Origin of the sequence: Mucilaginibacter sp. cycad4, from assembly GCF_034263275.1 — a bacterium.
Classification (GTDB): domain Bacteria; phylum Bacteroidota; class Bacteroidia; order Sphingobacteriales; family Sphingobacteriaceae; genus Mucilaginibacter.
The window spans coordinates 1,471,799-1,495,426 of record NZ_CP139559.1 but is presented as its reverse complement, the minus strand read 5'-3'; the positions used below and the strand labels follow the sequence as shown (position 1 = coordinate 1,495,426).

Below are 23,628 nucleotides of genomic sequence, written 5' to 3'. Positions count from 1 at the left end.
ATAATTATGAGCCAGGATAACATCTATATAAAAAATAAAAAAGCCTACTTTGAGTATCATATCCTTGATAAATACGTTGCAGGCATACAGCTGCTTGGTACCGAGATCAAGTCGATAAGGCAGGGAAAAGCTAACATTAACGACGCTTTTTGTACATTCATTAACAACCAGTTGTATGTACGCAACCTGCATATCTCTGAATACTCGTTTGGCTCGTTCTATAACCATGAAGCCAAACGCGACCGCATCCTGCTGCTAAATAAAAAAGAGCTCAAAAAACTCCAGACCCGCGGCGAAGAACGGGGATTAACCATAGTCCCGCTGGCGTTATTTATTAGCGAGCGGGGATTTGCGAAACTGGAGATAGGTCTTGCGCAGGGTAAAAAAACATTTGATAAACGCGAAACATTAAAAGAACGCGATACGAAGATAGAACTGGACAGGGTGATGAAAAGGTAAGCCCCCCAGCCCCCTAAAGGGGGAGCTTTTGATTTGCATATTAACAACAAGGCCCGGGTTTTTAAATCCGGGCCTTGTTGTTATTTAGATGCTGATCGATCATGCTAAGAAGCTCCTCCTTTAGGGGGCCGGGGGGCTTACCACGCCTTATCGCCTACCAATGGCACAAACCTAAAGGTATCCAGCACAATCTTTTCATAGTCATTATCTCCCACTTTTAGTATTGTAACCATTTTTTGGGTTTCCTCATCGCCAACCGGGATAACCAGGATGCCGCCTATCTTTAATTGCTTTAACAGCACTTCAGGCACGGTCGGCGCTCCGGCGGTAACAATGATCTTATCATAAGGTGCGTGTTCCGCTATTCCAACAGAGCCGTCTCCCAGAAAAAAACGGGCATTGTAACCCATTTCATTAGGCAATACATATTTAGTGCGGTGATAAAGCTTCTCCTGGCGTTCAATAGTGTAAACATTAGCTCCAAGCTCAAGCAGGATACAGGTTTGATACCCCGAACCTGTGCCTATTTCAAGTACTTTATCCCCTTTGCGGATATGCAGCAGTTCGGTTTGATAGGCCACAGTATAGGGCTGCGATATGGTTTGCCCCTCGCCTATCGGGAACGCAATATCCCTGTAAGCCTGGTTCCAGAAAGTTTCATCAAAAAAGCAATGACGTTTTACCTTGCCAATAGCCTCTAAAACGTGTTCGTCGCCAATTCCCTTCTTTCTTAAAACATCAACCAACCTTTTACGGGCGCCCTGTTCGCGGTAATTATCAGTATACTTGTAAGCCATTTTCAAAGGCAAAGTTAATACGAATTTTCACACAATTTACCCAACAAGCATCATTTACGGAGCTTTGCCCTCCTGTAGTTATTTATGTGCTTCATTAGTACAAATTTAAAATTCAGTTTTTACCAATAATGAAGGGTATGGCCTAAAACACGACACGCCGGACAATTTGCCCGGCGTGTCGTGTTTTTATGTGGTTAGGAATCTACACTTCCCTGCTATTGTCCCATTTCTCCAAATAATCGGCAACACGCCTTACAAACGAGCCTCCTAAAGCACCATCTACAACGCGGTGATCATATGATAATGACAGGAACATCATGTGGCGTATAGCGATCATATCGCCCTCTTTTGTTTCAATAACAGCAGGCTTTTTCTTGATAGCGCCAACAGCTAAAATTGCAACCTGAGGCTGGTTGATTATGGGCGTACCCATTACATTACCAAACGAGCCTACGTTGGTAATCGTAAATGTACCTTCTTTTACATCATCGGGCAATAACTTGCCGTTGCGTGCACGGTTTGCCAGGTCATTAACGGCCTTTGTTAAACCAACAAGGTTAAGTTCATCTGCCTTTTTAATTACCGGCACAATCAGGTTACCATTTGGCAAAGCCGTAGCCATACTAATATTGATTGCAGCTTTCTTAATGATCTGGGTACCGTTAACAGATACATTGATCATCGGGAAATCCTTGATGGCTTTCGCTACTGCCTCAATAAATATAGGTGTAAAGGTTATTTTTTCACCCTCACGTTTTTCAAAGCTGTTCTTTACTTTTTCGCGCCATAATACCAGGTTGGTAACATCGGCTTCAACAAATGAGGTAACGTGGGGCGACGTTTGTTTGCTCATCACCATATGGTCGGCAATCAAACGGCGCATCCTGTCCATCTCTATGATCTCATCGGCACCGGATACAGAAGTAACCGAAGCGGGCTGCTGCTCAACAGGCGCAGCTTTTGGAATTTCGGTTTTTGCAGGTTCCTGAGTTGCAGCAATTACCGGTCGCGGCGCCGGTTCAGCAACCGGCTGTGTTTCCTTAGCCAACTCAACGGCTTTTACAGGTTGTTCGACAGGTTGAGCATTAAACGGCTCAACCGGGGCTGAAGACTGGGTATTTTGAACAACAGATGAAGTTTTTGCCTGCAAATAATTCAGCAGGTCATCTTTGGTTAAACGGCCATCCGAACCGGTTCCGGGGATGCTATCTAACACATCAATACTGATGCCTTCCTGTGTGGCAATATTTCTTACAAGGGGCGAATAAAAACGCCCTTCAGATTTAAATACCGGAGCAACAGGCGGGCTTTTTTGCTCAAGCTGATCAATACCCGGAATACCCGATAAATCTGCAGACTGAATTTCGCTTATTTCAGGCTCGGGTGCTTTTTCAGCTTCTTTAAAGGGAACGGCTTCCTGGTATGTTGGTTCTGTTATTTTCGGTTCTTCGGCAGGTTGAGGAGCAGAAGCTTCTTCCGGCTGAACAGTTACCGGTGCAGCTTCAGGTTCTTCAGTTTCAATGATCGCTATAACCGCCCCAACCTGTACCACATCGTTTTCCTGATACAATTGTTCAACTAACTTGCCGGCTACCGGCGAAGGCACATCCGAATCAACTTTATCGGTAGCAATTTCCATTACCGCATCGTCTGCATTAACCTTATCACCCGGTTTTTTTACCCATTTGATAACGGTTGCTTCAGCAACACTCTCCCCCATTTTTGGCAATAACAGCTGGTATTTGGCCATACGTTGAATATAGTTTGACCCCAAAATTATGTATTTAAATCTTTACTTTTTAATTTCAGTAAGTAAAGTATTCAACATTGACAGGGCCATTACTGCACTCCGTTCAATGTTTTGGCGGCGCTTACTGCCAAATGTGTATTTCTTCAGGTATGTTTTTTGCTTTCCGGCAACTGCAATCCACACAGTACCAACGGGTTTATCTTCTGTTCCGCCCCCCGGGCCGGCAACGCCTGTTATAGCTACGGCAAGATCCGATTTGAAATTCAGCAGCGCCCCCTCTACCATTTCTTTTACAGTTTCTTCACTAACGGCTCCGTGTTGCCATAAAGTTTCGTTCTTTACCCCTAAAATGCTCTCCTTTAACTCGTACGAATAGGAAACCGCGCCGCCTAAAAACACCTGCGACGAGCCCGGATGCTGGGTAAACAAATGTGAAAGGTAACCACCTGTACAGCTTTCGGCTACTGATAAAGTAAGGCCGTTGCTTTCCATCAAATCAAGGATGGCTTTTTCAAGCGGTATATCCTGGTCAATCACAAACGGTGCACCTATGCGCTCAATAAACCGGGTGGCAAATGCTTCAACTTCTTTTTGCAAAGCAGTTTCATCTTCGCCAAAAGCACTTAACCGTAATCGAACCTGGCCTAACTTGGGCAGGTAGGCCAGTTTAATATGCGATGGCAGATCATTTTCGATATCCGCAATCCGTTCGGCCAAAAATGATTCACCCTCGCCAACGGTTAGCAGCGTTTTATGAATGATCACCGGTAGCTTTAAGGTAGCCTTAATTTTAGGTAATACCTGCCCTTCCATCATATACATCATCTCAAACGGCACACCCGGCATCGACACATAGATAACCCCATCGTGATTAAACCACATACCCGGGGCAGTGCCGTTTTCATTAAGCACAACTTCGCAATTGGCAGGAACAAGCGCCTGTTGTTTGTTGATCTCCAGCAGCGGGCGGTTATATTTGGCAAAAATGCGTTCTACATTGGCAAATGCATCCTTGTTTTCAACAAGTTCAACACCAAAGTATTCGGCTAATGTTTTTTTGGTGATATCATCTTTTGTTGGGCCAAGGCCACCGGTAATAAAAATGATACTGGCCCGGTTTGCAGCTTCGGCTAATGCCTTCAGGATATGTTCTTTGTCATCGCTTATTGATGAGATCTGTTTTACCCTTATCCCTATCTTGTTAAGTTCGGTAGCCATCCAGGCCGAATTGGTATCAACAATTTGTCCGATAAGTATTTCGTCGCCGATGGTAATTATTTCTGCCAGCATTATTATATCAATAAAAAGATGATTGTGGATTGTAATCGCTTTTCTTGCTTAGTTTCAAATCCTGCAAAATAGAAGCCTTCACCTTTAAAGTTACGTTATACATTTTGTATACACCGAAAGGGATCCACTGAAAGGCCAGGTCCCAGCAATGCAGATCGCGGTATATTGAAAACGAGGTAGCGCTTGCAAATTTAGCCGCCTTGATATCATATGTGGTAGAGTATTGGATCTTCCACTTTTGCGTAAGGTTCACATCGCCCGAGATCTGGAGCGTATTACTGGTTGTTTTGGTGTTTAAATAGTTTTGATAGCTAAAACTGTAGTTAAGCGAGATATTCCACGGCACGTTAAAGTCAACATATGCATTCGGATCGCTGTTTACCAGGGCCAGCCTCTGGGCCTGGGTGGTGTTCATGGTTGCAATAGTGTTCAGGGCCGCGTTACCCGGTGTTGCCTTGGTTGAATTTAAACTTCCGCCCATGGAGATGTTTAAGCCTGTTAAAGTTGGAAACTTGCCATCCTGCCAAGCATACCTGTTTATGTAACGGCTTGTTTTTACAATCTGATTATTGGCGATTGAATCGCTTACCTTGGTCACATACGGGCTAAACACTCCCGAAAAACTGATACTTAATTTTTGATTGAAAATGGCGGTATGTCCCGAAAATGAGATATCCGAAAGCTTCATTGAGTCGGCCGCAAAATTATAAAAGGTAGAGAACGACAAGCCCTGCAAAATCGTGATCTTTCTGTCGGTGCCGGATGTATCCGTACTTTTAGCTTTCACCTTCGCCTCTATCGTGTTATCTACCGAGAAGTTTAAACCCGCCTGCTTACCCGCCGAGGGCCCGCCGTAAACCCCGTTCTGAAAAATAGAATATTTTTGATAAGTATACGGATAAGGCACCGTAGCTGTACTTACAGCTGTTTTATAATAACCGAAGCTTGGGTCACTGAAGTCGGGACGATAGCTGAAACTTATGGAGGGTGTAGCTACGTGCCTGATTGCTTTCAGGTTACCATGTTTAAAGTTTATCGTACCGTACAATTTGGTTGATATACCGGTGCTGATGCTATACTCCCCGGCACGTTTAAACCCAGGTATGGTATCAATAATTAACTGATTTGAACCGGCAATACTTCCCCTTTCAAATCTTTCATTAATGCTTTGAAAATACCAGCGTTCGGTATAGTTTATACTGTTATTAAACTGAAAGTACTTTAGCACATTTAAGCCCAAACTAACCGGGATGGTATGCTGAAACCCGTTTTGTAACCGCTTTGATAAAGTTTCGCTCTTAAATAATTGGGACTCGGGTATATCGTTAAGCTTGTTGGTACCTACTAAATTGTAGCTCACCGTAATTTTTTGATACCATTTTTGTTCGCCAACCCTGTTTTTAGAGTCGAATGGGTTTATTGACGACATACCAAAAGCAATGGTGGGCAACTCGATGTTCACCGTTTTACGGGCTATATCCTGGCTATGCGAAATACCTACACTTAAGTTAAAGGGCGTACCGGCCCAGGTTTTACCGTAAGCGATACTTGAGCGCAAACTACTTTGAGCAATTGAATTAACATTATAGTTACTTGCCGATGGCGTATTCCTGAAGAAACCGGAGGTACCCGCATCAACCGAAGCGCTGAAAGTTGAACCGGGGTTAGCGTTGGCATCCTGCACATGCGACCAGTAAATATGCGCATCTTTAGTGGCTGGGTCTCCCTCCAAACCATAGTTATGCGAGCCAAAGCTGAGCGTAACGTTACCTGTATATTTATAACGTTTCAGGTAACGGGCTGTACTGCTCAGTTCATACGAGCCTTTTGAATAGATGGATCCCGTGGTAGTTAAATCAACATAATCACTTATACCGATATAGTATCCCAAGCCTTTCAGATAGAAACCGAGTGTATTATCCTCGCCAAAAGTTGGCAAAATAACACCTGATGTCCTGGTATCCGGCTTAGGGAAAAAGCCGAAAGGTATGGCAAGCGGTAAAGGGACCCCTTCAATTTCGAGGTAAGCAGGCCCGGATATAATACGTTTCTTTTCGCCGATACCACGGGTAATCACTATACCAAAGTGCGTATCAGGATAAGGCAAATCGCAGGTACTGAAAATTACGTTACGGTATGCAACCTCATCATCATTGAGTTTTTTTGCCTGCCCGCCCGAAATAAAGTTACCCTCCTGCTCAGATGCCGGGTTATAGATCTTTACCTTTTTTGTTTGATAATTAAAAATCAGGGAGTCGGATGCTACCGGCTTATCCGTTTTTTGCTTCATGATAGGCCTGCGGACATATTGGTGTGTACGCGGGTCAATGCTTCCCCGTGCAAATATGAGGTGGTTTTTATCATCTACCCTGATATAGTCTGCATCAAGCTCAAAATCTTCATAGGTTACACGGGCCTTGCCGTAAAAATAGGTAACCTGGTGCTCCCGGTCTGAGTGGGTCGAATCCTCGGCAGTTGCCTTTACTTCCGATTGCAGGCCGCCTTTATTCTTTTTGGTGGTATCATTTGCGGGTAAAGAATTTACCGGTTTACCATTTCTTAGTGGCGTAATTGAGCCGGATTTTTTACCTTTAAGAAGTTTCTTATCACGAAGCGAATCAAGTTTGATAATAGTATCAGTTAAAGGCCTCCTGCCATGGCTGTTATTTAAAACAGTGCCAGCATTAGCAGCAAGTCCGTTTACTATTAATATAATTGCAAGCAGAAAAAAAAAGGTTATGAATTTCAAAATTGATTATGAATAGTATTTTTGCAGATATAGTTAACAGCGTTCAAAAATAATGAAAAATAAGGCATTGAAAAGATTGATTTATAGTTTGTGGGTGTTGCTGGTTCTCCTTTCATTTTTTCCTTTTAAATCATACAGTTCTATTTTAACCAATAGTCTTCCTCATCAAACGGATACTGTCATCAACAGTACCGGTTTTAAGATCAAAACCATTATTATCGACCCTGGGCATGGCGGCAAACCATCAGCTTCTACAGGTCATTATTCACACGGTGCATCGGGTTCTTATTCGTCAGAAAGGAATGTAACGCTGGCTATTGGCTTTAAATTGCAAGCCGCTATAGAAAAAGAATTAAGCGGCGTAAAAGCTGTAATGACCCGTACTACCGAAGACGATGTTTCGTTTGAACGCAGGGCCGAAATAGCCAATGAAAACAAAGGGCAGCTTTTCATATCCCTTCACTGCAACTCACTATCTGACAGAACAATTCGTGAAAGAGTTGGCACCAAACGTCATAAAGCAGTATACCATACAGTTCGGGTTCCGGACAGGTCGGGAAAAGGCGTACTTATTTTGGTTTACGGTTTACACCGTACCCGCGAAGAAGAAAACGCCATTCAGAAAAACCAGGTTGGCGAAGAGACAGAACTTGACGGCGGCGCATTGGATCCGAACGATCCCATGACCATCATTTTAACAAACGAGTATAAAAGAAAGTTCAGGCAGCAAAGTATCAAGCTGGCTACTTTAATTAACGGTGAGTTTGTTGATACCGATGGAAGGCGCAGTGAAGGGATCAGGGAACAGGGCATTTACGTACTTTGTCACAGTGCAATGCCATCAGTGCTGGTTGAAACCGGCTATATCAATAACCCCGACGATGAAAAGTACCTTAATTCGGAAGAGGGACAAAACGAGATCGTAGCTTCCATTATCCGTGCATTAACAACCTATAAAAAGGAGATGGAACAGATTTCGCAATAATTATAAAGCCAAACTGTTACCTTCTGAGCAAATAAAACGTACATCATAAAACATATAAGCCTGGTTACAGGTTTATAGCCTTAAACACAATTAACGCATAAACTCTACTTAATGAAAATCTCTAACGAAACCAAAATTGGCGCACTTACGGCAATAGCAATTACCATACTCATATTAGGTTACAGTTATTTACGCGGTAATGATGTTTTTTCAGGATCAAATAAATACTACGCTATTTATAACAGTGTTGAAGGTTTAACCGTTTCAAAACCTGTATTGGTAAACGGTTACCAGATAGGCCGCATCTCTAAAATGAAGCTTCAGCCGGACGGGCGTACCGTGGTTGAATTTAAAATTGAACCGGATGTTGTTGTACCTAAAAATACCCTTGCCAAGCTTGAAAGTACCGATCTGCTGGGCAGCAAAGCCATTGTTTTTGAGTTAGGCAACAGCAATGTGCCTGCCGAAGACCAGGATACACTTAAAGCCGATATCCAGGGCAGCCTTGCAGAAAGCCTGCAGCCGATACAAAAAAAGGCAGAAATGTTGATGTCTAAGCTCGATTCGTCACTGAGCGCTGTTAACAAGATCCTGAACCCCAACTTTCAGAAAAACATCGACCGCAGCTTCATGAGCATCGCCAACTCCCTGCAAACACTTGAAGGCACTACTAAAAAGATAGATCACCTGGTAGGTTCACAAACCGGCCATATCGACGCCATACTTACCAATGCCGAGGAGGTATCAGGCAGCTTAAAGACCAGCACAGCCCACCTAAACGGGATGACAGCTAATTTTGAAAAAGTAAGTAATGACGTTGCTGCTGCTAACCTGAAACAAACACTTGATAATGCAAATAAGGCTATGGCCGATTTGCAGGCTACTATTGCCAAGATCAACGCCGGTCAGGGTTCTTTGGGCTTATTGCTTAACGATGATAAAATGTACAAAAACCTCACCGATGCATCAAACAACCTCAATAACCTGTTTATTGATTTGAAAGCGCATCCAAAACGTTACGTAAGCTTCTCGGTCTTCGGCGGTAAAAAGGATTAATAAGCAGAAAGCCTAAAGCTAATAAGCTTTTTGCCTTAGGCTTTCAGCTCTAAATAACTATTCTATAAAAAAGGTTTTCCCCTCAATTGCAAGTTCAGTTGAGGGGAAATTTATTTTAGCCTCATCCAGTAACTCGTTCAGGGTTTTATAACGGGCCGAAAAATGGCCTATGAGCAGTTTTTTCGCGTTGGTTTTCAGGGCTATCTCCCCTGCTTGTAATGCTGTGGTATGATGGGTTATAACCGCCCGGTCAAGCATATCATTTAAGAAAGTAGCCTCGTGATAAAGCAATGTGGCGTTGGCAATTTGGGCGAAATAGTTTTCATTATACATCGTATCGGAGCAATAAGCGTAGGTTTTTGGCTCCGCCGAATCGATAGTCAGCCCTTCGTTTTTATAAACGGTGCCATTTTCATCTGTATAATCTCCCCCTTTTTTTAATACCGAATAATAAGCAACAGGGATATCAAGACTTTCTATTTTCTCCTTAATGAGCTTGCGTAGCCGTTTCTTTTCCTTAAACAAAAAGCCGGTACAGGCAATGCGATGGTCAAGCGGTATAGTTTCAACAACAACATCATTATTACTGATCACCACTTCGCTTTGCCGGGCATTAGTAAATATATATTCAACAGGGAACTGCAGTTCGGTATCTGAATATTTTAATTGCAGATCGATTATTTCTTTCAACTGCACAGGGCATACCAGTTTAAGCGCCTTTTTACGCCCGTTTAGGTGCATGGATGATAATAAACCAACCAAACCTAAATAATGATCGCCGTGAAGATGACTGATAAAAATATGATCGATGCGGCTGGCTTTGATATCAAAGCGGAGCATTTGTTGCTGCGTGCCTTCGCCGCAGTCTATTAAATACAGGCGCTCATTGATATTGAGCACCTGTGAAGTGGGATTTCTGTTAAAGATGGGGGTCGCGGAACTGCTGCCAAGTATTGTTACCTCAAATTTCATAATAGGTAAACAAATAAATGGTTTATCTTGCTTCCTTTTTTAACTCTTTTTCAATCTCTTCCATAAAAATAAGATCGACACCTTCTTCGGCAGTTGGAACAATAGTTAACACATTGTCCAATTGTGATATAGTTACCAAACGTGCAACTGCATCATTTAAACCCGCCAAAATAAATGAACCTGTAGCATTTTTACACAAGCGGTGACCAACCAGCAAGCTGCTTAAGCCCGATGAATCGGCATATTTCACCTGCGACAAGTCGAGAATGATGTTACGCTGGCCCTCTGTATTGATCAAAATCAGTTCTGATTTTAACTGAGGAGTTACTATTGAATTTAATTTTGACTCATTAAGTTTCAATAATATATATTTCTCATGTTTATCTACAGTAAATTTCATTCTTATTAAATTTAATAAGCTAAGATAAATATTTTATGGATATTTTAAAATTACATAACACTCAACGCGTTATTAATTGCTGTTTCAACGCGGGCTAATACACTGCCTTCGGCAGGCTTAACAAATGCCTCACCAATAATCTGTTCGTAAAGCTCAATATAACGTTCGGATATCGAATTAACAATCTCTTCGGTCATAACCGGTACTACCTGCCCCTCTTTACCCTGGAAACCATTTTCGATAAGCCATTTGCGTACAAACTCTTTCGAAAGCTGTTTCTGTGGCTCGCCTTTTTGCTGGCGTTCCTCATATCCTTCTTTATAAAAATACCTCGATGAATCGGGCGTGTGGATCTCGTCTATGAGATAGATTTGGCCGTCAACCTTACCAAATTCATATTTGGTATCTACCAGGATCAAGCCCTGTTTGGCTGCAATTTCGGTACCGCGTTTAAACAGCGCATGGGTATAGGCTTCAAGCTTAACGTAATCTTCTTCAGATACGATGCCCCTTGCCAGGATCTCTTCGCGTGAAATATCTTCATCATGCCCTACCGATGCTTTGGTAGTTGGGGTAATGATAGGTTGAGGCAGGATATCATTTTCCTTTAAACCTTCGGGCAAAGCTACACCGCATACATGGCGCCGGCCGGCACTGTATTCACGAGCGGCATGACCGGCCAGGTAACCACGGATCACCATTTCCACCTTAAACGGTTCACAAATGCGGCCAATGGTAACGCTCGGGTCCGGAACTGAAATAACCCAGTTTGGAACAATATCTGCTGTGGCTTCTAAAAAGCGGGCAGCAATCTGGTTAAGCACCTGTCCTTTAAAAGGAATTGCTTCCGGTAGTACAACATCAAAGGCCGAAATACGGTCGGTAACAACCATGGCCAGGTATTTATTATCTATCGTATAAACATCGCGTACTTTCCCCTTGTAAAAAGCCGTTTGCCCCGGAAAGTTGAAATGTGTTTCTTTTATTGAGTTCATGTTGAGAATAAAGAATATAGAGTCAAGAAACAAGACAGAAACACAATTTCCTGCATCTTGATTCTTGACTCTTGTATCTGTTTTTTACTGTATATCCCCGTAAGCTTCCAATATCTTACGTACTAATTTGTGCCTTACAACGTCTTCGCCGCTCAGGTACACTATTTCGATACCTTTAATATCGGTCAGGATCCTTAAAGCGGTGTGCAGGCCCGATTGTTGTTTTTTAGGTAAATCGATCTGTGTTACGTCGCCGGTTACAATGAATTTAGCTGATGGCCCCATACGGGTCAGGAACATTTTGAGCTGCATATCGGTAGCGTTCTGGGCCTCGTCCAAAATAACAAAACAATTATCAAGGGTACGGCCGCGCATAAAGGCCAGCGGTGCAATCTCAATGGTGCGGTTCTCCAGGTAAACCTTCAGTTTTTCGGCCGGGATCATGTCATCAAGCGCATCATACAAAGGTCTCAGGTACGGGTCGATCTTTTCTTTAAGGTCGCCCGGTAAAAAACCAAGGTTCTCCCCTGCCTCAACAGCCGGTCGGGTTAATATGATACGTTTAATTTCTTTGTTTTTGAGCGCCCTTACCGCTAAAGCCACCGCGGTATATGTTTTACCGGTACCGGCAGGGCCAATGGCAAACAGGATATCGCTTTTGTTGATACTATCAACCATGCGGCGCTGGTTAGTAGTACGGGCCCTAACCATAATACCATTAGGACCAAATACAATTACTTCGCCGCTTGCAAATTTATCAACAGCGGTTGGGTCTGCAACTGGTGTAGCATTGCTGGCTCTTGAGCCAAGAATCCGTTCGAGGTCGGTTATGTTAAGATTTTCAAATTTCTCAACATGATTTATCAGGTGGGTAAACTTCTCCTGGAAAATATTGATCTCATTTTCATCGCCCAAAATCTTCACTTCACTGCCGCGGGCAACTATTTTAAGCTTGGGGTATTGTTTCTTAATGATCTCAAAATGATCATTATTAGGACCCCACAGTACTGCAGGGTTTACGTTTTCAATTGATAGCTTAAGTTCGTTCAATACTAATTTGATTTTTTAGTTACAGATTTTTATGAATTAAAAATTGAATATTTGTAGCTTCAAATGCTACTACAAGATTAGCAATAAATATTTATAAAATTAATGGCAATTATAACATTAACTACTGATTTAGGCGATAAAGATATTTACCAGGCTGCGTTAAAAGGCAGTATCTACAAATTGTTGCCTACAGTAAATATTGTTGATATTACCAACAGTGTTGCGGCCTTTAACGTACAGCAGGCTGCCTTTATACTTAAAAACAGCTTTCATTATTTCCCGGAGGATACCGTACATCTTATCGGTATTGATACCGTTTATAATGACCATACCAAATACCTCGCTATCCGCTACAAAAAGCACTATTTTGTGGGGGCCGATAATGGCATTTTTTCGCTGATGTTTGACCAGGAGCCTGAAGAGATCGTGGAGATCAACATTATGCAGGACCTTAAATTCCTGCACTTTCCGCTTGCCGATATCTTTGTAAAAACGGCTTGTCATCTGGCCAAAGGCGGTAAACTGGATGAAATAGGTTTGCCGGTAAGCGATATCGAAAACAAAATGAATTTGCAGCCTGTTATTGAAAAAAACCTGATCAAAGGCGTGGTGATCTATATCGATTCATTTCAGAATGTGATAACCAACATTACCAAGGAGTTTTTTAACAGCGTGCAGCAAGGCAGGCGTTTTGTGCTCAACTTTAAGCGCAACGAAACCATAAACCACTTAAGCTGGCATTATAACGAAGTGCCTGTTGGCGAAAAGCTTTGCCTGTTTGGCATTAGCGACCATTTGGAGATTGCCATAAACAAAGGTAATGCAAGCGGCCTGCTGGGGCTGAACCTGAATGATAAGGTGATCATTGAATTTCAATAAGGTAATTGTATAAATGAAAAAAATAGCACTGCTTTTTTTATTTTGTTTGATAACAACTGTTTGGGCATCGGCCCAAAGCCCTGTTAACTCTGATTCTGTAGCTTACCAGCTTCAGCGTAAAAAAATAAATAATATGCTGGCGGCCCGTAAACAAAAATTTGGGCAATATGAACAAAGCCTCGGTCAGCATACCGGTATTTTCGGTTTTCAAACCAAAGGTGATGTCCGACGTTCGGCCGGCATCCTGATGGATATCGCTAAAACAGATGATGCTATTTTTAAAGAGCTTAAGATCCTGCTTGAATATCGTGATTTTCAGCAAAGGCAGATTCAGAGCCATAGCAAAGAGGCAGAAACTACGGCCGCCGGCTACATGCAGGTAATTACCAGGTTAAGACAACAAAATGCCAGCCTTAAACAGCAGTTAAACACTTCAGAACAGCACCTTAGGACCCGGCAAAACATATTTGTAGTGGCGATACTTTTCACGATTGCGTCAATTTTGTTTCTGCTTGTTAAAAAGAACCGTGTTAAAGCGTAAATTCGCGGCTTATAACATTCAAACGCATACATGGCAAGAGGACGACTGAACAGTGGCAGCAAGGCCGAAGCAGAATTACCTAAAGCAAAAATAAACCGGAGCAGCCTGCGCAACGTAGCGAAACTGCTCACTTACTTAAAACCTTACCGGGTTAAATTCATAGCCGGATTAGTTTTCCTGTTTCTGTCAAGCCTTGTAGGTTTGGCATTCCCAGCCATTCTGGGTGCATTGATTGATGCAGCACAAGGCATTTATAAATACAAATATCTGCCGCACGGCTTAAATGCCATAGCCATCATGGGCTTCATTATCTTATTTGCCCAGGCTTTTGTGTCGTTTTTCAGGGTGGTTTGGTTTGTGCAGGTGGCCGAAAAATCTTTGGCCGATATCAGGCGTGATACCTATTTTAAGCTTATTACCCTGCCCATGAACTTTTTTGCCAACCGCCGGGTTGGTGAATTGAACAGCCGCATCTCTGCCGATCTTTCTCAGATCCAGGATACATTGACCACAACTTTTGCAGAAATGATCCGTCAACTGGTGATCATGGTGGGGAGTACCACCCTGCTGGCCATTGTATCCATAAAACTTACCCTTGCACTGTTAGCTATATTGCCTTTTCTTGTTGCATTCGCGGTATTCTTTGGGCGTTTTATCCGCAAATTATCACGCGAAGCGCAAGATAAACTGGCCGAATCAAACACCATAGTTGAAGAAACATTGCAAGGCATTGCCAACGTAAAGGCTTTTGTTAACGAAGCTTATGAGGCTAATCGTTACGACAAGATCCTGCGCAAAGTGGTGGACATCGCCGTTCGGGGTGCAAAATTCAGGGGTACGTTTGCTTCGTTCATTGTATTTTGTTTGTTCGGCACTTTTGTGGGCGTTATCTGGTATGGATCGGTATTGGTGGCTAATCATGAGATCTATGTCGGCGATCTTACCACGTTCATTATGTATTCGATATTTGTAGGGGCAGCCATGGGCAGTTTCCCTGATCTTTACGCTAATCTGCAAAAAGCCGTAGGCGCAAGTGAGCGTGTATTGGAGATCCTCGCCGAGCAGGGCGAAGAGATTTCCATAGTTGAAAGCGATAATAATATCAAACAGGCTATCAAGGGTGATCTTGCTTTTGATAATGTAGTGTTTGCCTACCCTTCCCGCCAGGAGATCACCGTATTAAAAGGCATTTCATTTAATGCCGATGCCGGGCAGCGCGTGGCTATTGTTGGGCCAAGTGGTTCAGGTAAATCAACCATGGCTTCCCTGATATTACAATTCTATCATCCGCAAAGCGGCAGTATTTTATTTGATGGCAAACCTGCCGATAATTATTCTCTTACCGATATCCGTAACCAGGTGGCTATTGTTCCGCAGGATGTATTACTTTTTGGCGGCACCATTATGGAAAATATCTCCTATGGCAGGCTCGGTGCATCCAATGAAGATATCATACAGGCAGCCAAACGCGCCAATGCTCACCAGTTCATATCTTCCTTTCCCGAAGGTTATGAAACTATTGTGGGCGAACGTGGTGTTAAATTATCGGGCGGACAAAGGCAGCGGATTGCCATTGCAAGAGCCCTGCTTAAAAACCCCGCTATCCTGATCCTCGATGAAGCCACCTCTTCATTAGATTCAGAATCGGAACGCCTGGTACAGGAAGCCCTTGAGGAATTAATGAAAGACCGTACCTCTATCATCATTGCGCACCGCCTGTCAACCATTCGCGAGGCAGATAAAATAGTAGTGATAGAAAAAGGCAATATTGTTGAAAGCGGCAGCCACCTCGAACTCATCAATAATGAACAGGGCCTTTACCGTTATCTGAGCCAGCTTCAGTTTGAAAGCAGCCAGGCTTAGCAAACGCTCCTTAAAACTTATTGGTTTATTACTAAACTTATAAAGTAAAGCATTAATCCGTTTACACTCGCGAAAAACGAGTGTAAACTGTTATATTCACAATTTAAAGATTACTTACAACGTAATATAATACTGGTACAGGCCGCATGCCGTGTATCGCGTACATAAAATGAAACTAACTATACACGGGGCGGCCCGACAAGTAACCGGGAGCATGCATTTGCTCGAGGTTGGACAATATAAAATTTTAGTGGATTGCGGGCTTGATTATGAAAAGGACCACAGCATCATATCTAACGAAAACTTCCCATTTCGCCCCGAAGACATTGACGTGGTAGTACTTACTCATGCGCATATCGATCACTCGGGCAACCTGCCTACCTTAATCCGCTTAGGTTTTGAGGGGCAGATACTTTGCACCCCTCCGACAGCCGATTTGACAGAGTTACTCTTACTCGATTCTGTAAATATTTTCATGCGTAAAGCAGCAAGTAAAGGTGGTCATCATAAACGCGGCAGGGGCAAATTCAACACTCACGCGCAGCCGCTGTACATGCAAAAACATGTTATGGATACAGTGGAACGCTTTGTCACCATAGGTTTTAACAAACCGTTTCGCATTACAGGTGATATCGAACTGACGTTTGTACCTGTTGGCCACTTGTTGGGTGCAGCAGCAGCAGTATTTAAAATAAACGATAAAGGCGAAGAAAAAACTATAGCTTTTACCGGCGATATCGGCAGGAAGAATTACCCGGTTTTAAATGATCCGCAGCCCCTCCCTCCGGTTGATTACCTGGTTTCGGAAGCTACCTACGGCGGGCGTTATCACAGTAAAGACAAAACCGTTGAACAAACCCTGATAGAAGTTATTGAGAAGGCTTGTATTAAAGAGCAAGGCCGTTTAATTATCCCGGCGTTCAGTATCGGGCGTACGCAATCATTGGTTTATACTTTAAACAAGATCTTCAGCACCGGCCTGCTGCCGCCTGTTAAGGTTTTTGTTGACAGCCCGATGGCCACCCAGGCTACCGAGGTATTCCGAAAGTACCATAATCACGTTAACCAGGAAGCGCAGGAGTTTTATCAAAAACGCGGCGATGAATTTGAGTTTGACAACCTTACTTACGTTGAAACGCTGAAAGATAGCCGGCAAATCTCCAATTACTGGGAGCCCTGCATTATCATATCATCGGCAGGAATGCTTGAAGGGGGCCGCATCCAGGACCACCTGTTTTATAATATCCAAAACTACTATGCCACTATCCTTTTCATTGGCTATTGCGCCAAGGGGACATTGGGGCATCGTTTGCTACGGGGCGATTCCATTGTTCATATCAAAGACCGTGAACTGTCTGTTTACGCTACTATTAAACAAACCGACGTACTCAGTGCCCATGGCGATCATGACGACCTGATGGGTAATATTAAAGCTATTGGCCCTGATAAGCTAAAGCAGGTATTCCTGGTACATGGTGAAGGCGAAAGCATGCAATTGTTAGCCAACGACCTGGAGAAGGAAGGCTATGGTGTTACGATGCCGGAGAAGGGTATTTCGTATATTATATAACACGAATATTCCCGAATTGAATCAAATTGCACGAATTCGCTTATATACAAGAAAGACACTAACCGGTAAGATTAGTGCCTTTTGTAATATGAAAGCATTCGTGTAATTCGCTCTAATCAGAACTAATTCGTGTTATGCTTTTTTGAAATGATCGATGATCAGGCTTGCAAGCTCAACACCAATCCTTTCCTGGGCCTCGTTGGTAGCTGCACCAATATGAGGGGTTAGGGAAATTTTTGGATGAGTTAAGATCTCAGCACGAGGGGTTGGCTCATTATCGAACACGTCAAGTGCTGCAAATGAAACCTGGCCGCTGTTTAAAGCATCAACCAAAGCAAGCTCGTCGATCAAACCGCCGCGTGAAATATTTACCAGGCCAACACCTTTTTTAGTTTTAGCCAATTCTTCGGCACCCAAAAGAGCTTTGTCGATAAATGGAGTATGCAACGTAATGAAATCAGCAGTAGTGATAATTTCATCAAGTGTAGATTTTTTAACAGATGCTTTAACAGCAATACCACCGCCTAAAACAAGATCCAGCTCAGGGTTGAAATCAAAAAGGTCATAAGCTAAAACATCCATACCAACACCGATAGCTATTTTAGCTACTTCCCTGCCGATACGGCCAAAACCTACGATACCTAAAGTTTTACCGCGAAGCTCAACACCTTTGGCATAAGCTTTTTTCAGATCGTTGAATTTAGTGCCGCCATCAACCGGCATTTTGCGATTGCTGTCTGGTAAAAAACGTACAGAACCAAATAGGCTGGCAAATACCAGTTCAGCTACTGATAAAGAAGATGATGCCGGAGTATTGTAAACACCGATGCCTTTTTCTTTGGCATAATCAACGTCAATATTATCAACACCTACACCACCGCGACCGATCAGTTTCAGGTTAGGCGTAGCGTCGATTAATGCTTTGCGTACTTTAGTAGCACTACGTACGGTAATAGCGTCATAGTTTTTCAATTTTTCAGGAAGCTCGTCCTGTGGGATATTGTTGGTATCAACAAAAAAGCCGGCATCTTCCAGCATTTTTTTACCTATCGGGTCGATACCGTCATTAGCTAATATTTTGATCATGTCTAAAGTTTTGCCCCCCGGCCCCCTAAAGGGGGAGTGATTATTCCTCATCTTCAAGGGCCGGGGGTAATTATTTTAAATTATTGTTCCCCCTTTAGGGGGTTAGGGGGCTACTTATTCTTTTCAGCAAATTCCTGCATTACGTCAATCAGCGCGTAGATGCTGCTTATTGGCAATGCGTTGTAAATTGAAGCGCGGAAACCGCCTACACTTCTATGGCCTTTAATGCCTACTATACCGCGTTCTTCGGCAAGTTTCAGGAATGGTTTCTCCAACTCAGCATTTTCCATCACGAAGCAAACGTTCATTTTTGAGCGGTCTTCAACGGCAGCTACTGCTTTAAACAATGGGTTACGGTCAATTTCCTCATAAAGTACACGTGCTTTGGTGATGTTTTCCTGCTCAATTGCCGGTACGCCACCTTTTGCTTTTAACCATTTAAGGGTAAGCATTGAAACGTAGATAGCAAATACCGGAGGGGTATTGTACATTGAACCACCTTCAATTTGAGTTTGGTAGTTGAACATTGCAGGGATCTTACGACCGGTTTTATCCAGCAGGTCATTCTTAACAATAACCAATGTAACACCGGCAGGGCCCATATTTTTCTGAGCACCGGCATAAATCAAACCAAAATCGGCAACATTAACCACGCGGCTGAAAATATCTGACGACATATCGCAAACCACCGGGATTGGCGATTTAAAGAACTCCTGTAACTGGGTACCGTAAATGGTATTGTTAGAAGTAATGTGGATATAAGCAGCATCAGCCGGGATTTCAAAATCCTTAGGGATGTAAGTAAAGTTGGCCTCTTTTGAGGTAGCTACAACCTGTACTTCGCCAAAATACTTAGCTTCTTTTAAAGCTTTATTGGCCCAAACACCGGTTTCAACATAAGCTGCTTTGCCGCCTTCAGGTAACAGGTTGTAAGGGGCCAAAGCAAACTGGGTGCTGGCACCGCCTTGCAAAAACAATACCGAGTAACCTTCAGGAACGTTGAATAATTCTTTTACCAGGCTTACAGCTTCGTCTAAAACGGCTTCAAACTCTTTCGATCGGTGTGAAATTTCAAGCAAAGAGAGTCCAGTACCATTAAAATCAATAACTGCTTCTGAAGCTTGCTTTAAAACTTCGTGTGGTAGAATGCCGGGTCCGGCACCAAAATTATGTTTCATATAATTAACGAATTGTAGGTTCTAAATACACTATTAGGAAGTTTGTATTTTGTTGGGCCGAAGTTAATTAATTTGACAAAATATATAGACATTATTTACATTTTTTGAAAAAATATACAATTAATCAACAAACGGGCCTTTGATTGCAAATAATTAAACTAACCCCACAGGGCTGGTTTAATTATTATCATTATAATAACTTTTAGGCATGTTTGAGTTTTGATATCGCGGCCACCTGGTTGGCCGACGAGAACACTGAAGTGCCCGCAACAAACACATTTGCTCCGGCTTCTATCAGTTTTGCTATATTGTTAGCATCCACCCCACCGTCAATTTCAATTAACAGTCCGGGATTTTTTTCGGCACTTAGTGTCCTGAGTTCTTTAATCTTTTTATAAGTGTTATCGATAAAAGACTGGGCCCCAAAACCGGGGTTAACAGACATGATCAAAACCATATCCAAATCGGCAACAATATCTTCCAGCATAAATACCGGGGTGGCCGGGTTAATAGCAACAGCTGCTTTACAGCCTAATTGCTTAATGGCCTGAACCGTGCGGTGCAAATGCGGACAAGCTTCCTGGTGCACAGTGATACTATCGGCCCCGGCATCTTTAAAAGCTTTCAGGTAACGATCCGGGTCAACTATCATCAGGTGAACATCAAGTGGTTTGGCAGCGTGTTTTTTTACTGCGCTTACAACCGGGAAACCAAAAGAGATATTGGGTACAAACATACCATCCATAATATCAACGTGGATCCAGTCGGCTTCGCTGTTATTGATCATTTCAATATCGCGTTGCAGGTTGGCAAAATCGGCTGCTAAGATAGATGGTGCTATGAGGTGATTCATATGCAAATATATAAAAGCAGGTAATCTATGGGACTGATAGTGTAATTATTTTTATGGGAGAAGTGTAAAAATATGCCTGTCCCAAAATCGCCGTTCTCCATAAAAAAATGAAATCATACCGACGCCGTTTTTCAACTGTTCCATTTTTTAAGTGTAAAAACACGAAACACCTTAAAAATAAAACACACTGATAATCAACAGCTTAAAATTTAACCTGAAACACAATTAATAGCTGATAGTCAACTAATAAAACATTTAAGAGTAAAAAACAATCGTTTCAAAAAGCAATTTATTTACCCTTGTTTTTTGGTGATTTTTTGGTTGTTTTCTTGAATTTTTCGCTCAAACTTAAAATTGACCGGAAGGTACTGACAGAACTGAGCCACCAAAAAATGCGGTTAATTTAGTTAAGCTGAAAGCTTTAACCATGCTTACCACGGGTTATGCTGCGCTAAACCCGCGGCAGTTATTTTAAAACCTAAACCCAATGGATATATAAGGCAGTGATCCTTCTTTTGAGAAACCCATTACCGCTTCTATCAGCACCAATTGAGCCGGAATAATGTAGAGGCCGCCCCCGTAGCCGTCATGCCAGCGGTCAGATGATTCGCCGGGAACCCATACCCTGCCAACGTCATTAAAGCCAATTAAACCGAATGAACCAGGCAACAGGTACGAGGTAAAATCAAGCACTTTTAACCGCAGTTCAAGATTGTTATAAGCAATTGTACGACCGGTAAACCTGTTGGTATGAAAGCCCCTGAAGTTTTGCGCACCCCCGAGCTTCATCTGCTGGAAATATGCGGCATTGCCTACCGTAGTTCCCAGGCCTGTACGATTAGCTATTACCAGTACCGAGTCTTTATCCGGATTGAGATAGAAACTAAACTCTGATAATATCTGCCCGTAAGTATTGTGGCTTCCCGAACCGCCACCACTAAAGCCACTTACTGTGGTTGTCCATAAAATGCCTTGTGTCGGAATGATCAGTTTATTCCTGGTATCCACCGTTGCGTTGGCTGTTAAACCGCCGTAAACTTTGGTGCCAAATACTTTCTCATCCGGAAAAGCCGCATTATAACCACTCAAAAATCTTTCGGTATTATTTGATGATTTGCTGTTATAAAACTGACCTGCAACCCCGGCGCTTACATGCAGGTTTCCAAAATCGCGGTGGAGGGAAACATCACCGGTAACATAGTCATAACGGTTACGATAGTAGGAGATCTTCCTGTCATCCTTATTTTCAAAAACGGTATTATTCCCTATCCCAAAAAAGTTGCTCAGGTTGCTCGGCCCGCGCGAAAGCAGGTTGATCCGCAGATCATTTTCGCCGATGGCTTTTTTCCAGTCGGCCATATAAGTAAACAGAAATGATTTGCGTTGCAACGAATAATTGGTTAGAAACTCTTCGCGGAAAGCATACGGCTCTTTGCGAAAGCCGTGCCGTTCATATGAGAAACCTCCTATCAACAAAACACCGATATCATTGCTGTAATTGGCTAAAATGATGGGTTCAAACCTGTCGAACTTAAAGGCGGTTTTATCATAGTTATTTACAGCGGTATCCGTCGAGGTTCGGTTTTTGGCAATGGATGATGAAGGCAGTACATTCTTCTGATCCGAACGGTCATAAATATAAGTTTTGCCTTTATTGTTCAAACTGCTGTCAACCGCAAATGTATCCATACCCTCCCCGCCTATCATCCGTACGATTATTGGCGATGGCGTTGAGCCGGTTACATTAAAAACATCATCACCATCAAAACCATACATCCTGATTTCTTTGGTAACATCAGGTTTAAAAGTACGCTGGTACGTAACCTTATCAACGCTGCCGTCTTTTTTTATTTTGTTTACAGTAAGGGTGATATCGCCATTACTTTCATGGGCGATGGTGAACTTATCCGTTTTATCACTCGCCGGAACATCTACATATATCGAGATAAATTTATAATACTCAAGCGCCTGTTTTTGCAGAATATTACGCCGCGCTATCATTTTGCCGATGATCTCCGGACCCGAAAGTTTGTAAATAGTATCGGGCATTAAATGCACCGCTTTTTTGATCAGGTCATCGGTCAATTTGCTTTGCACGTAGGCTATCTGCTCTTTCCAGTCCTCTTCGCTCAATTGGTTCAGGAAATAGCGGTCGAAATAGCGGGCATTGAAATTCCATCCATTGATATCCCTGATCTCATCGCTATAACCCTGAAACTTTGATTTAAGCCATTGGTGCGCTACGATCCAGGGCAATACGCCCGATGTTTTATAATATACCTGGTCACGATCACGCGGAACAGGTTCGTAAACGGTTTCATGTTTTCCGTCGATCTTCTCCCAGCGCCATTGATCTTCATGCCTGTCCCAATCGCCCAAAAGCATATCCAGCAGGCGGGCGCGGAGCACTATCTTTTGATCGACCCGGTTATCATTATCATTTTGTAGTTTGCGTTGTACCTTTTCGGTATTATCTGTTTTTTCGGCATCGAGCGGCTCACGCTCTTCAAATAAAAACACCTGGTTGGCAAAATCCTTTTGATACTCACCAAAAGCAGGATCATCAGGAACATAAACAATTTTAGGGTTTGAATGCGGAACGCCCAACGCCTCAGCCAGCGGTGGCACGGTGAGTGCCGAGAATGGATGTGCAGCCGACACCTGGTCTTGCAAAATATCTTTAGCTACCGTTTGCCGCAGATCAACAGGCAAGCCTTTTTCGGGATATTTTTGAATGGTGCGCAGTACCCATTGCTGCCCGGTAGGATCCTGCAGGCGTAATGATTTGGTTTGCTTGCCTCCGCCCCTTTGCAGTATCTTGAGACCGCCTTTTTCGCCGTTAAGATGAAATATAGGAAGAGTAACAGGCGCAGCCCAAAGTTTGCGGTAATTATCCCCCAGGAAAAACTGGTGGGTACCGCTTACATTATTATAAGACGGCTCGATAGCAAGTTTAACGCTATCGGCACGGGTTTGAGCATATGAAATATTGGCGGCTAAGCATAGGCCTGCCGTTAAAAAAAAGGATAAAGCTTTGAACAGGTTTTTACCGCCCATGAGGTTTTGTAAGTAATGCAACAGTAGAATAATGCATATTACAAAATAGTTTTAATTATATACAGGGAAATCACTTTAAAAAATATATGCTGAAAAGA

At 42.9% G+C, this 23,628-nt stretch carries 19 protein-coding genes; 7 read left to right on the top strand and 12 right to left on the bottom strand.

Going from position 1 to position 23,628, the window contains the following annotated elements; translation table 11 throughout:
* The first annotated feature begins 6 nt into the window (after positions 1–6).
* A complete protein-coding gene (gene smpB, locus SNE26_RS06310) occupies positions 7–459 on the top strand; it encodes an SsrA-binding protein SmpB (protein ID WP_274988131.1) in 453 nt (150 codons plus the stop codon).
* Between the two features lie 137 nt (positions 460–596).
* On the opposite strand, the gene SNE26_RS06305 is transcribed toward smpB, so the two are convergent.
* The 4 genes from SNE26_RS06305 to SNE26_RS06290 all read right to left on the bottom strand — a co-directional run bounded on the left by SNE26_RS06305 (position 597) and on the right by SNE26_RS06290 (position 7,045).
* On the bottom strand, positions 597–1,256 hold the full coding sequence (locus SNE26_RS06305) for a protein-L-isoaspartate(D-aspartate) O-methyltransferase (protein WP_321558512.1): 660 nt from the start codon (positions 1,254–1,256) through the stop codon (positions 597–599).
* Positions 1,257–1,458: 202 nt separating this feature from the next.
* Positions 1,459–3,006 (bottom strand): dihydrolipoamide acetyltransferase family protein, encoded by a 1,548-nt coding sequence (locus SNE26_RS06300; protein WP_321558511.1) that lies wholly within the window; start codon positions 3,004–3,006, stop codon positions 1,459–1,461.
* A 42-nt stretch (positions 3,007–3,048) separates the two neighbouring features.
* Complete coding sequence (locus SNE26_RS06295) at positions 3,049–4,296, bottom strand: competence/damage-inducible protein A (protein ID WP_321558510.1); 1,248 nt, start codon at positions 4,294–4,296, stop codon at positions 3,049–3,051.
* A gap of 7 nt (positions 4,297–4,303) precedes the next feature.
* Positions 4,304–7,045: a putative LPS assembly protein LptD gene (locus SNE26_RS06290; protein ID WP_321558509.1), complete on the bottom strand. Its 2,742-nt coding sequence runs from the start codon at positions 7,043–7,045 to the stop codon at positions 4,304–4,306.
* 52 nt (positions 7,046–7,097) lie between these two features.
* Between SNE26_RS06290 and SNE26_RS06285 the strand changes: the two genes are divergently transcribed.
* Positions 7,098–8,030: an N-acetylmuramoyl-L-alanine amidase gene (locus tag SNE26_RS06285; RefSeq protein WP_321558508.1), complete on the top strand. Its 933-nt coding sequence runs from the start codon at positions 7,098–7,100 to the stop codon at positions 8,028–8,030.
* Between the two features lie 111 nt (positions 8,031–8,141).
* Positions 8,142–9,086, top strand: coding sequence for an MlaD family protein (locus SNE26_RS06280; RefSeq protein ID WP_176627425.1), 945 nt, complete (start codon positions 8,142–8,144; stop codon positions 9,084–9,086).
* Between the two features lie 57 nt (positions 9,087–9,143).
* On the opposite strand, the gene SNE26_RS06275 is transcribed toward SNE26_RS06280, so the two are convergent.
* From SNE26_RS06275 to SNE26_RS06260, 4 genes are all read right to left on the bottom strand, one after another.
* Complete coding sequence (locus SNE26_RS06275; RefSeq protein ID WP_321558507.1) at positions 9,144–10,058, bottom strand: ribonuclease Z; 915 nt, start codon at positions 10,056–10,058, stop codon at positions 9,144–9,146.
* 22 nt (positions 10,059–10,080) lie between these two features.
* Positions 10,081–10,458 (bottom strand): STAS domain-containing protein, encoded by a 378-nt coding sequence (locus tag SNE26_RS06270; protein WP_110583425.1) that lies wholly within the window; start codon positions 10,456–10,458, stop codon positions 10,081–10,083.
* Between the two features lie 50 nt (positions 10,459–10,508).
* A complete protein-coding gene (locus SNE26_RS06265; protein WP_321558506.1) occupies positions 10,509–11,453 on the bottom strand; it encodes a phosphoribosylaminoimidazolesuccinocarboxamide synthase in 945 nt (314 codons plus the stop codon).
* An 84-nt stretch (positions 11,454–11,537) separates the two neighbouring features.
* On the bottom strand, positions 11,538–12,503 hold the full coding sequence (locus SNE26_RS06260) for a PhoH family protein (protein WP_321558505.1): 966 nt from the start codon (positions 12,501–12,503) through the stop codon (positions 11,538–11,540).
* Positions 12,504–12,605: 102 nt separating this feature from the next.
* Here SNE26_RS06260 and SNE26_RS06255 point away from each other — a divergent pair, with 102 nt between their 5' ends.
* The 4 genes from SNE26_RS06255 (at position 12,606) to SNE26_RS06240 (ending at position 17,356) form a co-directional block, all read left to right on the top strand.
* Positions 12,606–13,382: an SAM-dependent chlorinase/fluorinase gene (locus SNE26_RS06255; RefSeq protein WP_321558504.1), complete on the top strand. Its 777-nt coding sequence runs from the start codon at positions 12,606–12,608 to the stop codon at positions 13,380–13,382.
* Positions 13,383–13,395: 13 nt separating this feature from the next.
* Complete coding sequence (locus tag SNE26_RS06250) at positions 13,396–13,923, top strand: hypothetical protein (RefSeq protein ID WP_321558503.1); 528 nt, start codon at positions 13,396–13,398, stop codon at positions 13,921–13,923.
* 30 nt (positions 13,924–13,953) lie between these two features.
* On the top strand, positions 13,954–15,786 hold the full coding sequence (locus SNE26_RS06245; protein ID WP_321558502.1) for an ABC transporter transmembrane domain-containing protein: 1,833 nt from the start codon (positions 13,954–13,956) through the stop codon (positions 15,784–15,786).
* Between the two features lie 169 nt (positions 15,787–15,955).
* Positions 15,956–17,356 carry an MBL fold metallo-hydrolase gene (locus SNE26_RS06240; protein ID WP_321558501.1) on the top strand — a complete coding sequence of 467 codons (1,401 nt, stop codon included), beginning with the start codon at positions 15,956–15,958 and terminating at the stop codon, positions 17,354–17,356.
* A 132-nt stretch (positions 17,357–17,488) separates the two neighbouring features.
* On the opposite strand, the gene SNE26_RS06235 is transcribed toward SNE26_RS06240, so the two are convergent.
* The 4 genes from SNE26_RS06235 to SNE26_RS06220 all read right to left on the bottom strand — a co-directional run bounded on the left by SNE26_RS06235 (position 17,489) and on the right by SNE26_RS06220 (position 23,551).
* On the bottom strand, positions 17,489–18,442 hold the full coding sequence (locus SNE26_RS06235) for a D-2-hydroxyacid dehydrogenase (protein ID WP_321558500.1): 954 nt from the start codon (positions 18,440–18,442) through the stop codon (positions 17,489–17,491).
* 110 nt (positions 18,443–18,552) lie between these two features.
* Positions 18,553–19,620 (bottom strand): 3-phosphoserine/phosphohydroxythreonine transaminase, encoded by a 1,068-nt coding sequence (serC, locus tag SNE26_RS06230; RefSeq protein ID WP_321558499.1) that lies wholly within the window; start codon positions 19,618–19,620, stop codon positions 18,553–18,555.
* A 202-nt stretch (positions 19,621–19,822) separates the two neighbouring features.
* Positions 19,823–20,473, bottom strand: coding sequence for a ribulose-phosphate 3-epimerase (rpe, locus tag SNE26_RS06225; RefSeq protein WP_321558498.1), 651 nt, complete (start codon positions 20,471–20,473; stop codon positions 19,823–19,825).
* A 471-nt stretch (positions 20,474–20,944) separates the two neighbouring features.
* Positions 20,945–23,551 (bottom strand): hypothetical protein, encoded by a 2,607-nt coding sequence (locus tag SNE26_RS06220; RefSeq protein ID WP_321558497.1) that lies wholly within the window; start codon positions 23,549–23,551, stop codon positions 20,945–20,947.
* Between the last annotated feature and the right edge of the window lie 77 nt (positions 23,552–23,628).